13 protein-coding genes are annotated in these 13,722 nt (G+C 62.8%); 8 read left to right on the top strand and 5 right to left on the bottom strand.

All coding sequences use genetic code 11. The annotated features are described in order from the left end of the window. Positions 1 to 39 precede the first annotated feature (39 nt). The 3 genes from AC0L15_RS17675 to AC0L15_RS17665 all read left to right on the top strand — a co-directional run bounded on the left by AC0L15_RS17675 (position 40) and on the right by AC0L15_RS17665 (position 4,768). Complete coding sequence (locus tag AC0L15_RS17675; RefSeq protein ID WP_473496670.1) at positions 40 to 1,671, top strand: ABC transporter ATP-binding protein; 1,632 nt, start codon at positions 40 to 42, stop codon at positions 1,669 to 1,671. 7 nt (positions 1,672 to 1,678) lie between these two features. Continuing rightward, positions 1,679 to 2,431: an MOSC domain-containing protein gene (locus AC0L15_RS17670; protein WP_287249430.1), complete on the top strand. Its 753-nt coding sequence runs from the start codon at positions 1,679 to 1,681 to the stop codon at positions 2,429 to 2,431. Between the two features lie 450 nt (positions 2,432 to 2,881). Continuing rightward, positions 2,882 to 4,768: an adenylate/guanylate cyclase domain-containing protein gene (locus AC0L15_RS17665; RefSeq protein WP_473496663.1), complete on the top strand. Its 1,887-nt coding sequence runs from the start codon at positions 2,882 to 2,884 to the stop codon at positions 4,766 to 4,768. 225 nt (positions 4,769 to 4,993) lie between these two features. Here the strand turns inward: AC0L15_RS17665 and AC0L15_RS17660 are convergent, their stop codons facing one another. Together AC0L15_RS17660 and AC0L15_RS17655 are read right to left on the bottom strand one after the other, a co-directional pair. Next, a complete protein-coding gene (locus tag AC0L15_RS17660; protein WP_473496662.1) occupies positions 4,994 to 6,580 on the bottom strand; it encodes an ABC transporter substrate-binding protein in 1,587 nt (528 codons plus the stop codon). A 28-nt stretch (positions 6,581 to 6,608) separates the two neighbouring features. Beyond that, positions 6,609 to 7,454, bottom strand: coding sequence for a hydrolase (locus AC0L15_RS17655; protein WP_027151407.1), 846 nt, complete (start codon positions 7,452 to 7,454; stop codon positions 6,609 to 6,611). A gap of 238 nt (positions 7,455 to 7,692) precedes the next feature. Here AC0L15_RS17655 and AC0L15_RS17650 point away from each other — a divergent pair, with 238 nt between their 5' ends. The 5 genes from AC0L15_RS17650 to AC0L15_RS17630 all read left to right on the top strand — a co-directional run bounded on the left by AC0L15_RS17650 (position 7,693) and on the right by AC0L15_RS17630 (position 11,014). Continuing rightward, on the top strand, positions 7,693 to 8,193 hold the full coding sequence (locus AC0L15_RS17650; protein ID WP_473496661.1) for a hypothetical protein: 501 nt from the start codon (positions 7,693 to 7,695) through the stop codon (positions 8,191 to 8,193). 300 nt (positions 8,194 to 8,493) lie between these two features. Further along, positions 8,494 to 9,309: an aldo/keto reductase gene (locus tag AC0L15_RS17645; protein WP_473496669.1), complete on the top strand. Its 816-nt coding sequence runs from the start codon at positions 8,494 to 8,496 to the stop codon at positions 9,307 to 9,309. Between the two features lie 87 nt (positions 9,310 to 9,396). Then, positions 9,397 to 10,077 (top strand): DUF6064 family protein, encoded by a 681-nt coding sequence (locus tag AC0L15_RS17640; protein ID WP_287249426.1) that lies wholly within the window; start codon positions 9,397 to 9,399, stop codon positions 10,075 to 10,077. Positions 10,078 to 10,293: 216 nt separating this feature from the next. Continuing rightward, entirely contained in the window at positions 10,294 to 10,830 is a 537-nt protein-coding gene (locus tag AC0L15_RS17635; RefSeq protein ID WP_473496660.1) for a methyltransferase family protein, read from the top strand. Continuing rightward, positions 10,808 to 11,014, top strand: a complete 207-nt coding sequence (locus AC0L15_RS17630; RefSeq protein WP_473496668.1) for a methyltransferase — start codon at positions 10,808 to 10,810, stop codon at positions 11,012 to 11,014. Before AC0L15_RS17635 ends, AC0L15_RS17630 begins: the two co-directional genes overlap by 23 nt. Before the next feature lie 364 nt (positions 11,015 to 11,378). On the opposite strand, the gene AC0L15_RS17625 is transcribed toward AC0L15_RS17630, so the two are convergent. From AC0L15_RS17625 to AC0L15_RS17615, 3 genes are read right to left on the bottom strand one after another with little or no spacing between them, the layout of a single operon-like run. Then, positions 11,379 to 12,020, bottom strand: coding sequence for a LysE family translocator (locus tag AC0L15_RS17625; protein ID WP_091596576.1), 642 nt, complete (start codon positions 12,018 to 12,020; stop codon positions 11,379 to 11,381). Between the two features lie 23 nt (positions 12,021 to 12,043). Then, a complete protein-coding gene (locus tag AC0L15_RS17620; protein ID WP_473496659.1) occupies positions 12,044 to 12,964 on the bottom strand; it encodes a dihydrodipicolinate synthase family protein in 921 nt (306 codons plus the stop codon). Positions 12,965 to 12,976: 12 nt separating this feature from the next. Next, positions 12,977 to 13,609 (bottom strand): LysE family translocator, encoded by a 633-nt coding sequence (locus AC0L15_RS17615; protein WP_473496658.1) that lies wholly within the window; start codon positions 13,607 to 13,609, stop codon positions 12,977 to 12,979. Positions 13,610 to 13,722: the final 113 nt, after the last annotated feature.

Genomic DNA, 13,722 nt, shown 5'->3' with positions numbered 1-13,722 from the left:
CCTGGGAACATGCTCGTGCCGACCGCGGACAACAACACGATGCTTTCAGTGCGCAATCTGTCGATCTCGGTCGGGCCATCGGGAAAGCGGGTCGTCGACGGGCTGAATTTCGACCTCGCCCCCAGTGACATGCTGGCGCTGGTCGGCGAATCCGGTTCGGGCAAGACGATGGCGGCCCGCTCGATCGTGAGCTTGCTCCCTGCCCCGCTGGTCACGACGCCGGACAGCAGCATCCACTTCGAAGGACAAGAGCTCACCGGCCTCGCCGCAAAGGCGCTGCGCCAGATACGCGGTGCGCGGATCGGCATGGTTTTCCAGGAGCCGATGGTCTCGCTCAATCCCGCCGTCACCATCGGCGAGCAGATGGCGGAGGGCCTGCGCCTGCATAGCGCCATGTCGCGCGCCGAGATAAAGGACCGCTCGCTGGCAATGCTGGAGAGGATCCAGATCAAGGACCCCGGCAAATGCCTTGCGGCCTATCCGCACGAATTCTCCGGCGGCATGCGCCAACGCATCATGCTCGCATCGGTCATGCTGCTCAAGCCGCGCCTGCTGATCGCCGACGAGCCGACCACCGCGCTCGACACTCTGGTGCAGCGCGACGTGCTTGACCTGATGGTCGAGCTGACGCGGGAGAACGGAACCGCCGTCCTGCTGATCAGCCACGACCTCGGCATGGTGTCGCACTATGTGAACAACGTGACGGTAATGTGCGAAGGCAAGGCGGTCGAACAGGGAAGCAGCACCCAGGTGCTTCACGCACCGCAGCACGATTACACGAAGCGGTTGGTGGATGCGTTTCCCAAGCGCAGCGCCGGCGGATCGAGAAAAACCGTCGACGGCCCGCCCCTGGTCGAGATCAGCAATGTCGTCATCGACTATCCGGGCCGTCCCAGGCTGTTCGGGCGCGCGCCGCCGAAGCGCGCCGTCGACGGCGTCGACCTGACCATCCGGCGCGGCGAAACCCTGGCGCTGGTCGGCGCGTCGGGCTCCGGCAAGACGACCCTCGGGCGCGCCATTGTCGGTCTCGTCAAGCCGGCCAGTGGAACGATCTCGTTTCTTGGCACGGCGATTGCAAACGATCGATCCGCTGACGCGCGTGCGCAGCGTCGTGACATGCAGATCGTCTTCCAGGACCCCTATTCGTCGCTCGACCCTCGTCAGTCGATTGCCGAGATCATCACCGAGCCGCTGAAGCTCGACACCGAATTGGACCGCAAGCGGCGGACCGCGCGCATGGATGAGGTCATCGAGGAAGTGGGGCTGACGCGCGACCTTCTGGAGCGTTTCCCGCATCAGCTTTCGGGCGGCCAGCGCCAGCGCGTCGCGATCGCCCGGGCGATCGTCAGGCGACCGGCCTTCGTCGTCGCCGACGAGCCGGTCTCGGCGCTCGACATGACGGTGCAGAAACAGATCCTGCTTCTGATCCGGTCGTTGCAGGAACGCCACGGGTTCGCCTGCCTGTTCGTCTCGCATGATCTGGGTGCGGTGGAGCAGGTTGCCGATCGGGTCGCCGTCATGCAGGACGGAAGGATTGTCGAGATCGGCGACCGCGACGACGTCTTCGATCGACCGCGCCACGCCTACACACGCGCCCTTCTCGATGCCGCGATGCTGATCGATCGCCATTTCGCCGATTGCGCGGGCGCACGCAAGGCAGTGGCTCGATGAGGACGGCATGGCTCGTCGCCGCATCATGACAGCGTTTGGCCGTATCACGGAGATCTGGCGATACCCCATCAGTTCGATGGGCGGCGAACGGCTGGGCGGGATTGAGCTTGCGCAGGGCGGAATCCCGGGTGATCGGATCTGGGGCATCATCGACCGGCGCGACGGCGCTGTTGCCGCGCCGGAGAAGCGAAAACACTGGCGACCGCTGCCCAACCTTCTTGCAAGGCTGAAGGGTGACCGGCCGGAAATCGGCTTGGACGGCTCCTGGATCGATGCCGGCTCCAGCCTCGCAGGCGAGCTGGTTTCGGCCTTCCTCGATTTCCCGGCGGCGCTGCACCCACATGTCCCCTTCGGCTCGGAAGCCCGGGATCACATCGCGCCACGCTATCAGCGCGCCGACATCCACATCGTCACGTCAGCCTCGATGAACAGGCTTGCCGGCCTGCTTGAGGATCCTTCGCAAGTGGATTCCAGGCGGTTCCGGCCCAACATCGTGATCGAAACCGACGCTTCGCGGGAGGGTTTCGTCGAGCAGCAGATCATCGGGAAAGTGCTGTCGATCGGGAAGGCGCGGATCGTGATCTCGGAACCGTGCGCGCGCTGCACCTTCACGGCGCTGGCGCAAGGCGATCTCGCCTTCGAGCCGGCAGTGCTGCAAACCATAGCGCGCCATGGCGAAGGCGGCTTCGGCGCGCTCTGCCAAATCATCGAACCGGGCAAGATCAGGCTGGGCGACCAGGTCACCTTGAACGAAGCCTGAACCTTTCAAGCTTTCGATGCCGGACGGCGGCACGTCGTGACAATAGTGGTGAACATTCAACCCTTGGTGCCGGGGGCGAATACAGCTCACGACCACTTTTCTCCCCTCCGCGGGAGAGTCCGAAGGGGAAGTGGTGACCCGAAGCAGACGGTCGTGATGCCATAAAAGATGTCGGCCTCGCGCCGATCTCGGACGCTGCGATCGGTTTGGCCGCTTCCTGAAGCCGACGTCCCAGCGACCACAGTGACAGCCGCGGTTGTGCCCAATTGTGGACCCTGGCAAAATCGCCGCCTTGAAGATCAGCCTAACCATCATCGGAGCATCGCCATGATGAGCTCGGACCAGAGACCAGCGTCAGCCTAGCGAACTGCCCCCTCCCTGCGCAATTTCGAGCGCCTTTACGCTTAGTCGGAAGCCGTCTACTATTCAGCTGAAGGCAGGGTCTTAGACATGGACCGCAAGCTTGCTGCCATTCTGGCCGCTGATGTGGTCGGCTATTCCGCTCAAATGGAGCGTGATGAAGCGGGGACTTTTGCACGGCTGAAAGCTGGACGCGCAGAGCTTTTCGAACCAGAGATTGCGCGGCACCACGGTCGCATTTTCAAGCTCATGGGCGACGGCTTGCTGGCCGAGTTTGCCAGCGTGGTCGATTCGGTGGAATGTGCAGTCTCGCTGCAGCGTGGCCTAACCGAGCGCAATGCGTCGCTTCCCGAGGCCGAGCAGATCTTGGTCAGGATCGGAATAAATCTTGGCGAGGTGATAATCGACGGTGACGACCGTTACGGCGACGGGGTCAATATTGCCGCCCGCCTCCAACAATTGGCGGAGTCCGGCGGCATCTGTGTCTCCGGGAAGGTGGCCAAGGAGGTCGAGAAGAAGCTTGCCTTCGGTTTCGAACCTTTGGGCGAGAAGAAGGTCAAGAATGTCACCGAACCTGTGCAGGTTTTCCGCATAACACTGGAAAAACAGGGCATCCGCCATCGCTCAATACGGTCTTCTCCGCGCTGGGCGCTAGCGGGGATGGCGGTGGCCGTGGCCCTTCTGCTTGCCGCCGCAGCGGCTTGGCAATTCTGGCCGGCGGCACCAGTGAGTGCTAGGCCATCGGTGGCTGTGCTGCCATTTGATAATTATGGGGGCGACGACGCTACTGGAAGGCTGGCCGACGGCCTTACAGAGGACATCATCACCGATCTTGCGCGCTTCCCGGAATTGGAGGTGGTGGCGCGCAATTCGACGGAAGCCTACAAGGGCAAGCCAGTGGATGCCCGCGAGGTCGCCAAAGCGCTCCATGTCGGCTATGTGCTCGAAGGTTCGATCCAGCGCCAGGGCAGTCGCGTGCGGATCACCGCGCAGCTGATCGACGCGCAATCCGGCAACCATCTGTGGTCGGAGCGCTGGGACCGGCCCACCGAAGATGTGTTCGCCGTCCAGACCGAGATCTCCGAACAGGTCACCAACCGGCTCGGCGGCGGCGCGGGGCTGATCCAGGAAGCGGGGCGGGCCGCGGCCAAACGCAAGTCGCCAGAAAACCTGAACGCCTATGAGCTATATCTGCTTGGCACCGAGAAGCTTGAGCGGATCACCAAAGCGGACATTGAAGAGGCCATCAAGCTCCTCAATCGCGCCGTCGAGTTGGATCCCGGGCTCGCCCGCGCCTGGGTCGAACTTTACCACTCTCACTCTCTGTTGGCGAACTTCGGCGTCAATCCCGAGAAGGGAGCAGCGGCGGCGGCCGATGCAGCCGAACGCGCCGTGCGGCTCGATCCGAGGGACGCGGAAGCTCACGCCGCGCTCGGCATGAGCTTGGGCGAGCGGGGCGACCTCTCGCGTGCCAAAGCTGAGCTGGACACGGCCGTGCGCCTTGCCCCCGGTTCGGCAGAAATCTTGACCTTCTACGCCAGCTGGGCGGCGTCCTTCGGCCAACCAGAACGCGGCGCGGAATTGGTTGATCGGGTGATCCGGCTCGATCCGAACTATCCGATGTGGACCTCAGGCCCGTTCTCCTATGCTTACTATATGGTCGGCCGATATGACGATGCGTTGAAGATGCTGGAAGGCCTGACACCTGACAACTACAACCAGTGGAGGTGGATGGTGCGCAGCGGTTCGCTCGCAGGCGCAGGCCGGATAGAAGAGGCGCAAGCCTCGGTTAAGGAGGCGCTCAAGCGGCACCCGGATATGACCGTCGAGGGTATCGTCAACACGCCGGGGATCAGTGCCGTAGAGCGAGAGCGCTTGCTGGAAACCTTGCTGCCGGCTGGTTTTCCGCCATGCGCCTCCGACGACCAACTGGCTAAGATGACCGATCCAAAACGTCTTTCTGAGTGCCTGAAGTAGTCCTTCAGCGAGCTTCCCTGACGACCGAAATAGCTCGTGTCGCAGTGGCGTAAATTTCAGATGTATCTGCTCAACACCGCTACCGGCCCATTGTCGTCATGTCCGAAGTGTGTCTGATTGGCCGCTTCTGGCGCTGGTTGCTCGTTCTAATTGCGAAGGTACCGTCAATCGAAAGATCGGAGAGCAACACGCCTCCGATCTTTCGGCGACAGATGAACCGCCGGCCTATTCGCTTTTCCAGACACCCCATACATGGGGGTTTGCCGCGGGCCATACCGAATAGCCCTTTACTTTCGGCGACACGGCATCGAGGGACGGCTCGTAATAGAGGCCAAGGATCGGCACATCCTTTGCCATGAGTACATGGAGCTGCTTGAACAGTGCCTTGCGTTGCCCGGCGTCGGTCGTGGCCATCGACTTCGTGTAGAGATCGAGGGCCTCCTTGCTGTCCCACTGCGCCGTCGGGTCGGTCGCCTTGTCGCCAAGGATGACGCCATACATCAGCGACGGATCGAGACGAGCCGAATAGCCAAAGGACTGGATCTGGAATTTGCCGACAAGGTAGTTGTCGAGCTGTGCCGCCCAATCCAGTACTTCGAGCTGGGCGTTGAAGCCCGCGGCCGTCAGCATCGCCTGCAGCAGCACGGCGTTCTGGTACATGCCCTGGTAGCGGGTGTTGGTCTGGATCTTGATCGGCTCGCCCTTGTAGCCGGCTTCGTCCAGCAGAGCCTTGGCCTTGACCGGGTCGTATTCCGGCCATTTGAGGAAATCGTCGTCGAAGAACGAGCTCGCCTGGGCGACGGCCGAGGGACCTCCCGTGGCGGCACGGCTGGTGCTGGCGGCGGCGATCTGGTTGATGTCGGCGGCGTGCGCCAGCGCCTCGCGTATTTTGACGTTCGACAGCAGCGGGTCCTTGGTCTGCAGCAGGATCACCGTCCACGACAGGCCTTGCGTCGACAGCACCGTCATGCCGCGCGACTTGGCTTCCTCGGCACGCGATGATTCAAGATCGGGCAGGACATCGAGTTCGCCGGCAAACAGCGCGGTTTCCGCCGCCGCCGTGTCGGGGACGACCATGAAGCGCACCTCGTCGACATAGGCCTCACGGCTGCCGGCAAAGCCGCTCGGCGCCTCCTTCACCGGCTTGTAGTCGGCAAAGCGCTCGAGCGCCAAATACTGGCCCTTGACCCATTCCTTCAGCGTGAACGGGCCGCTGCCGATGGCGGAATCGGCGGTCCACTTGCCGTCGGCGCCGACATTCTTCGGGCTGGCGACCCAGCCGTTGCATTGGACACTGGCGAGTTGCGCCAGAAAGAGCACATTCGGTGCCTTGAGCGTGAAGACCACGGTGCGAGGATCAGGTGTCGCCACTTGCTCGACCTTGAGGCCCTGGCTGCCGTCGAAGAACGGGATGCAGAACCACTGATTGGCCGGGTCCATGCGGCGGTCCCAGTTCCATTTCACGTCGGATGAGGTCACGGCGTCGCCATTGTGGAAAACCGCGCCGTCGCGCAGCGTGAAGGCATAGGTCTTGCCGTCGTCCGATACTGTCCAGGATTCGGCCAATGCCGGGCCCACCGTGAGATCGGCGCGATAAGCCATCAGCGTCTCAAAGACATGGTGCAGCACAGTGTCGGTGTTTGCGTCGCGATTAAGACCGTCGGTGGCGCGGATGTCTGCGTTGATGCGGACCTTGAGCGTGCCGCCGGTTTTCGGCTGCTCCTGCGCCATCGCCGGCAGTGCACAAATCATCACCGCGATTGTCGCCAGCACCTGGAACAATCGTCTTCCCATCATCAATCCTGTTCCCATTTTTTATCTCCAGTTTGACCGCAGTTTTTCAGGCGGGCGCCGCATTCAATGTCCGCGCAAAGAACTCCTTGACCTTGGCGATGAGCGCGCCGTCGTTGTGAGCGATGCCAGGCACGACATCCAACTGCACCTCGACGCCATGTCTCTCCAGGCTGCCCTTCAACGATCTGATCCGGTCGTTGCGGGTCGCGCCGGCGAGATCGGCGCCGGGCATCCACCAGTCATCCTCCGGCTTGATGGTGATCTCCCAGGTTTGGAGATCGTCACCACCGATCACCATCTGCACGGCGACCTTGCGCATGGCGTCGAGGTCGATGGCCTTGCCGAACACTTTCTCGAAGTCGCGCACCCCGACCCAGAAATCGTGATCGAAGTCGAGCAGGGTCACGACGCCCGGCGCACCGATCGATGCCGCCAGCAGACGTTCGGGATGGAGGAACAGGAAACGATGGGTGAAATGGCCGCCGCCGGAGAAGCCGTACATCAGCACGCGGTCGCCACTGATGCGATAGCGCTCGCGCATCTCCTCGACCATGTCGAGCAGCACGGCATCGTAATGGAGGTCGCCCTGGCGCAGCATCTTGTAAGAGGAAAGATCGCCCGGAAAACAGACATTCGCCGGGAACAGCGGGGCGAGGACGATCACGCCGTTCTGTTCGGCGAAGTCGGCGAAGGCGTCCCGGTAGGCGAGCATGCCGCGCTCGGTGCCATGCACGATCACCGCCAGCGGATAGGTCTTGTCGCTGTCCTCGTCATAGTCGTCGGGGACATAGGCGCAATAGGGGAAGCGCTGGTCGAAGCGGGAGGCGTACACCGTCGTGTGCCCGAAATCGTAATAGGACAGGCGCTTGCCATGTCCGCTGACGTTGCGCATCGAATTTTCCCTGATCTCAATTTCATTGTTTCATCATTTTGTGTGACTGAAGAGCATTTGTTTATCCACATCGTCAGGAAAGTACGTATTTTACATCGCGTAACGCCTGACATCATCGGGCAAGCATGAGCAGCCATCCGGGCCGTCGCGCATCAAGTCCAGCCGAGCGGCACGACCAACGACATCGTGAAGTTGTGCAGGTTGACTCGGTTGTCTGCTCGCCTAACTTCGCGGTCACATGATATTTTCCCGCATCCGCAAGCTTGTCCCTCTTGTTCTCCTGGCCGGCAGTTCGATCGTGTCCTCCTGCGTCGCCCCTGACGACACGTCGAAGCACCCGAAGGAAGACGCCACAACGGCGGCAGCCCGCAAAGAGATGGTCGGTCTCAGCGAGGCGGACGTTCGAATGTGCGCTGGCTTTCCGACTGCCACCGCTGATGCGGAGAGAGGCCAAATCTGGACCTATCAGCGTACCGTTCAACGCGGCAATCTCAATGTGGTGATCCCAACCTTGGCCGTGGGCGCGATCCCGACGGTTGGAGGATCGCTCAATGTCGATCCCGGCGGCTATTGCAACACGCAAATCCGAATGGTCGACGGCCGTGTTGCCGAGGTTGCCTACGCCGGCGACAACAACACGCCGAACCACCGCGATGCGCTCTGTGTCAGCACGGTAGACGGCTGCGTGGCATATGCCCGCCAGCGCCATCAAGTCAGGACAGGTGCCATTTCCAGGTAATCGGGTTCCAGGTAATCGGGCGGGCTGGCGCAACCCAGGCCCTGCAGCATTCGTTCCTGTTTCAGGCAGACGTTCCATATCCGAACCGTCGCCAGAGACGACCGCCGGCTCCCCGCCGATCGGCCTTGCGAAAAGCCGGTCGGCCGGAACCATTCTCGGGGCCGGGAGTACAAGAGGTCGAAAGGACAGGGATGGCAGACGATGATCATCACCCGCAGGACATTCGTTAAGGCTGCCGCCGCTTCCGGCGCGGCTCTGGCGTTGCCGGCAGCCGCGCCCGGCGCGCCGCCCGCGCCGGCGATGCGCGCCGTGCCCTCCTCGGGAGAAATGCTTCCCGCTGTCGGCCTGGGCACCTGGATCACCTTCAATGTCGGCGACGATCCGGTGCTGCGCGACGAGTGCGCCGAGGTGATGGCTGCCTTCTTCGCGGCAGGCGGCCGCATGATCGATTCCTCGCCGATGTACGGCTCCTCGCAGCCGGCGATCGGCTACGGCCTCGAAAAACTCGGCCGGCCCGAAGCGCTGTTTTCCGCCGAGAAGGTCTGGACCTCCTCCGCCGACGGACCCGCGCAGATCGAGCAGTCGCGCCGCTTCTGGGGTGTGCCGCGCTTCGACCTCGTTCAGGTCCATAACCTCGTCGCCTGGGAGACGCATCTCGAAACTCTGTTCGCCATGAAGGCGGACTGGCGGATCCGCTATGTCGGCATCACGACGTCCGAAGGACGGCGGCACGATTTGTTCGAACAGATCATGCGCGCGCATCCGCTCGACTTCGTGCAGCTCACCTATAACGTCGTCGACCGTGAAGCGGAGCAACGGCTGCTGCCGCTGGCGGCCGAGCGCGGCATGGGTGTCATCGTCAACCGGCCGTTTCGGCAAGGCGCGCTGATACGTCAACTCCAAGGCGAAGCGCTGCCGGACTGGGCGGCCGGGATCGGTGCCGCGACCTGGGCGCAGTTCATACTGAAATTCATCGTTTCGCATCCCGCCGTCACCGTCGCCATCCCCGCCACCACCCGCGTCGACCACGTGCGCGAGAACCTGTTGGCGGCGACCGGTCCCCTCCCCGACGCGGCCATGCGCGAGCGGATGGCGGCCTACGTCCGGGACCTCTAAGCAGGCATTCGTCGGCTGGCCCACGAATGCCTGCCTGGATTCTGTTGTTTGTCGCAGGTTCTTGTCGCAAAACCGTGGGAGGCTTTTGTGGAACCTGCTTGGATGTCGGAATGGTGGACCTATCGGCTGGAGGATTTCCTGCTCTTCTCGCCGCGCGTCTACTGGCGCATGTTCGAGTTGGCCAATGCCGCGTTCTGGCCGCTGCATCTCCTGACGCTCGCCGCCGGCCTCGCCATTGTCCTGCTCGTGCTTAGGCGGCCGCGTCGCCATGGTCTGTGGATTGCGCTCGTCCTCGCCGCTCTCTTTGCCTTCGTCGGCTGGTCCTTGCTGTGGAGCCGTTATGCCGCGATCAACTGGGCGATCGCCTATGTCGCGCCGGCCTTCGGCCTGCAGGCGCTGCTGCTGGCGATCGGCGGTGCCGCGCGCGGCAGCCTCGCCTTTGACCGGCGGGACATCGCAGGGCGGCTCGGGCTGCTGATCGCGCTCGCTGGCCTCGTCGTCTATCCCCTGCTGCCGCCGCTCTTCGGGCGGCCATGGGCGAGCGCCGAGGTCTTCGGCATCGCGCCGGACCCGACGGCGATCGCGGCGCTCGGCGTCCTGCTTGCCGCGAGCGGCGGGCTTGTGCCGCTGCTGTTGGTGATCCCGCTGCTGTGGCTGCTGCTCAGCGGCCTGACGCTGCATGCCATGGGCGATCCGCAAGCCTGGCTGCCGCTTCTGGCAGCGGCCACCACTGTCGCTGCCTTGACCCTGCGCCGTATCGCCCGGTGATGCCGGCACGATCGAGAAAGCCAGCCGGCTCCGGCCAAATAATACAAGTTTCAGATGTAACCGAATTTTCTCCTTCTGAAATCGTAGCGTAACGCCGCACCGCCAGATTCGCACTTCAGCAGACCGCAGCCACACGCTCGCCGCGTGGAATGTCACAAGCCAGCCGGTTGCGCCAGCCGGTTGCGGTCGTGACTTGCTCTGAAAGAAGAGGTGATCATGGCCAATCAACTTTCGCGGACAGCGCCTCCGGCCAAGCATGCAACCGTCCACCCGATTGCCGCCACGCCGGAGCTTCCGTCCGCCGTCCCGCTGATGGCGCTTTCGACTGGTTTCTGGGCCTTCAAGACCTTGGCTGCTGCTCATGAGTTGGACCTCTTCAGTCGCCTTGCCGGCGGCGCCGGCACCACGGTTGCGGAGCTGGCCGAAGCCCTCGGCCTGCACCAACGGCCGGCCGAGATGCTGTTGACCGGCTGCGCTGCACTCGGGCTCCTGGAGAAAACCGGCGGCCGCTATCGCAACACGCCGTTAAGCGAAACCTATCTCGTGCGCGGAAAACCGTATTATTTCGGCGGCTTTGTGCAGATGCTCGACAAGCGGCTCTACCCCGGCTGGGGCAGGCTTACCGAGGCGCTGCGCACGAACCGGCCGACCACGTGGGACCCGGCGGTGCGATCCTCGGTGTTCGACGGCGAAGATCCGATGATGCTGGCGCTGTTCTGGGAGGCGATGCATTCGCGAGCTTCTCGTCAATGACGAAAAGACCGGACCGGCGCCGGCGGCGCTGATGAGCCTCAACATGCTGATCGAGACGGAAGGGCGAAACTACACGCCGGCCGAATATTCGGCGTGGCTCGAGGAAGCCGGATTCCGGCACATCGAGACGGTCTGGTTCGAGGCACCCGGCGCGAACGGCGCCGTGATCGGCCGCAAGCTGTAAGGCGCAAAGCGCAGTGTAACAGGCGCCCCGCAGTTCAACCCTGCCGACAATGATGATGGAGGCCGAAATGGCTCACACGCAAACTCGCGTCGATCTTCACCGTCTGCTTGGGCTTGTGCTGAAAACCACAGCAACCGCAATCGCGGCTCTCAAGACTTGGCAACGGACCGTGTCAAGACGTCGGGCAATCGCTGGTTTGACGCCGATCGGTTGCGGGACATCGGTCATGCCGAGGCGCCCGCGCCGGTGCTTGAGGTCAAGGCAGGTCTGGTCACGAACTTGATGTCGATGAGGTAAGCGAATTCGGCCGTCATAGCAGGTACAAGGCCAGCGGCCGTCATGCATTTTGCTCCTTCTCACAAGCTCAGGCAACTGGGCGCTTTGCCAGCAGCAGCCCACATCCAAGCATGATCATGGCACCGCCCGAGCCTTCACGAAGACGGCGAACGAGATTCCCACGCGACGCCGCGCCATCGCGAAGCCTTCCGGCTGCAAACGCCACGACAATATCGGCGAGCGTGTTGAGGGCAACCGAGATGGCGCCGAGGATCAGGAACTGCAGAACGACGTGATCCGACGATGTATCGACAAACTGGGGAATGAAGGCGAGGAAGAATGCGGCCGTCTTCGGGTTCATCACTTCGACAAGGACGCCATCCCTGAAGGCCCGCATCGTGCCGACGGGCGGCTCCGAATGACCCAGCGACTTGTAGTCGAGCCTGGCATGGCGAATGGTTCGGTATCCCATCCAGACCAGATAGAGCGCGCCGACCACCTTGAGCGCCGTGAACAATTCGGCGCTTGCCAGCACGATCGCCGAGACGCCAAGGCTGCCGGCCACGACATGAAACAGCCCGCCGAGACCATTGCCAAGGCTAGAAGCGATTCCTTCCGAGCGACCGCCGGAAAGGGTTCGGGCGGCGACATAAAAAATCCCCGGACCCGGAGTAATCGCCAGCAGGAATGCCGTGAACAGGTAGACGGTGAAGGCGTTGGATTCCAGCATGGAAATGTCCTGATTAAGACTGTCTATCGAGCTTGCATACAACCAACGGAGAAAACCGCATCGAGATGGTCGAGAGCGGCGGCGACGCGCTGCCGTGCCTGGTCCTTCAGCGGGAGGACAGGGCGTGGCGGATCGACGTCGCACAGGTTCAGAAGCCTGGCGACGACATACATCACCCTGAAACTGCCGAATTCCTTGAACAGCGCCCAAAGCGGTCCGAATGCGGCGTCGAGTCGCTCGACGGTCGCAGCGTCCCCGGCTTGCGCCGCTCGCGTCAGGGCCAGGGCCTGTGACGGCAGAAGTCCTGCGACGACGGAATACCAGGCGTCGCTCCCGGCGAGCAGCGCAGGCGCGCCGCCCCAGTCGCCGCTGTAGCCGATCCTGAATGCCGACCCGGTCGCAGACCGGAGGGAGGCAAGTTCGGACGTGAAGTCACCACCGGACGGCAAAGGCATCTTCACGGCTTCGATGTTCGCCACCTTCGACAAGCGGGAAATGAGGTCCAGGCTGAAGGTGAACCTGGTCGTGCCGGGATTGTTGTAGATGCAAAGCGGGAGTTGCCCCGCGTCGGCGACTGTGGCGAAGTGTTCGAAGACCTCGTCGTCGACGAGCGGCGTATAGGAAACCGGAGCGAGGAGCAGGCCATCGGCGCCCGCAGCCTTCGCGTCACGGGCAAGGTCCACCGCATCGCTGGTCCGGATCGCTCCGACGCCGACAATAACCGGGATTTTGCCGCCGACCGTGTCCATTGCCGTTTCGACCGCCCGTCGACGCTCTTGTCGCGTGAGGAAAGCATAGGCGCCGGTACTGCCGAGCAGTCCGATGGAGTCCGCTCTCGCCTCCTCGATGTTCCTCAGAAGGCGCGCGAGGGCGACGGGGTCGAGCCTGCCGGACGCGTCCGCCGGGGTGATCGGGAATGCTGAAAGGGCTTGGAAGAGTGACATGAAGGAACCTTTTCAGATGCGGGTCAGGAGAAGCTTTAGCCCGGCAAATCCGAAGAATACCGCCAGCGTGCCTTCGATCCAGCGCCGCGCCCGCCGATACAGGGCGACCATGGGACCGGTCGAAAAGACGATCGCGTAGCCGCAGAAGATGGTGACGCTCAGCACCGCGCAGCCCGCGAGGATCACCAGAACCGTATGCGACGACGACCCGGGCCCGAGTCCCAGCGTCATCAGCGCGATCCATGCCAGGATCGATTTCGGATTGGTGAGATGCATCAGCAGTCCGCGCTGGTAGAGAGTGGCCGCCGTCGCCTTCCGTTCGTTGGTCGGGCGAAGCTGATCCTTGTGTGAAGAAAGCGCAGCCTTGCCCGCTTTGAAGGCGAGATAGAGAAGATACAGGCCTCCAACCAGTTGCAGGACCACGAGTGCCTGCGCGTATCGGCTGAGGATCGCCGAGACACCTGTCGCTGCCATCAGGCCCCAAAAGATCGAGCCACTGACGACGCCGGACGCGATTGCCAGTGCGGCCCCGCGGCCGTCGTTCATGGCGACGGCCATGATGCGCATATTGCTCGGCCCGGGACTGCCGGCAGCGATGACGTAGGCGGTAAAGACGATGATGAATTGGTGGAACTCGGCCAGCATTTTACTTCCCAGGAGGTGCAATCTGGCGTCATCAATACAAGCACAACTGGCCCTGACCTAGAACCAGTTTTGAATAAAAAGCGCTGGTCCAGTTGGCCTCAGGCCTTTGCCTG

The sequence above is a fragment of the Mesorhizobium sp. WSM4846 genome, from assembly GCF_055811415.1.
The sequence above is the reverse complement of the archived record's forward strand: the minus strand, read 5'-3'. Positions and strand labels throughout refer to the sequence as shown.

What these genes read in the sequence shown, in the direction of transcription:
- AC0L15_RS17650 (WP_473496661.1), top strand. Translation starts at nt 7,693, where the DNA reads ATGATATTTTCCCGCATCCGCAAGCTTGTCCCTCTTGTTCTCCTGGCC.
- AC0L15_RS17655 (WP_027151407.1), bottom strand. Translation starts at nt 7,454, where the DNA reads ATGCGCAACGTCAGCGGACATGGCAAGCGCCTGTCCTATTACGATTTC.
- AC0L15_RS17660 (WP_473496662.1), bottom strand. Translation starts at nt 6,580, where the DNA reads ATGGGAACAGGATTGATGATGGGAAGACGATTGTTCCAGGTGCTGGCG.
- AC0L15_RS17625 (WP_091596576.1), bottom strand. Translation starts at nt 12,020, where the DNA reads ATGCTGGAATCCAACGCCTTCACCGTCTACCTGTTCACGGCATTCCTG.
- AC0L15_RS17645 (WP_473496669.1), top strand. Translation starts at nt 8,494, where the DNA reads ATGCGCGCCGTGCCCTCCTCGGGAGAAATGCTTCCCGCTGTCGGCCTG.
- AC0L15_RS17620 (WP_473496659.1), bottom strand. Translation starts at nt 12,964, where the DNA reads ATGTCACTCTTCCAAGCCCTTTCAGCATTCCCGATCACCCCGGCGGAC.
- AC0L15_RS17675 (WP_473496670.1), top strand. Translation starts at nt 40, where the DNA reads ATGCTTTCAGTGCGCAATCTGTCGATCTCGGTCGGGCCATCGGGAAAG.
- AC0L15_RS17615 (WP_473496658.1), bottom strand. Translation starts at nt 13,609, where the DNA reads ATGCTGGCCGAGTTCCACCAATTCATCATCGTCTTTACCGCCTACGTC.
- AC0L15_RS17635 (WP_473496660.1), top strand. Translation starts at nt 10,294, where the DNA reads ATGGCCAATCAACTTTCGCGGACAGCGCCTCCGGCCAAGCATGCAACC.
- AC0L15_RS17670 (WP_287249430.1), top strand. Translation starts at nt 1,679, where the DNA reads ATGGCTCGTCGCCGCATCATGACAGCGTTTGGCCGTATCACGGAGATC.
- AC0L15_RS17665 (WP_473496663.1), top strand. Translation starts at nt 2,882, where the DNA reads ATGGACCGCAAGCTTGCTGCCATTCTGGCCGCTGATGTGGTCGGCTAT.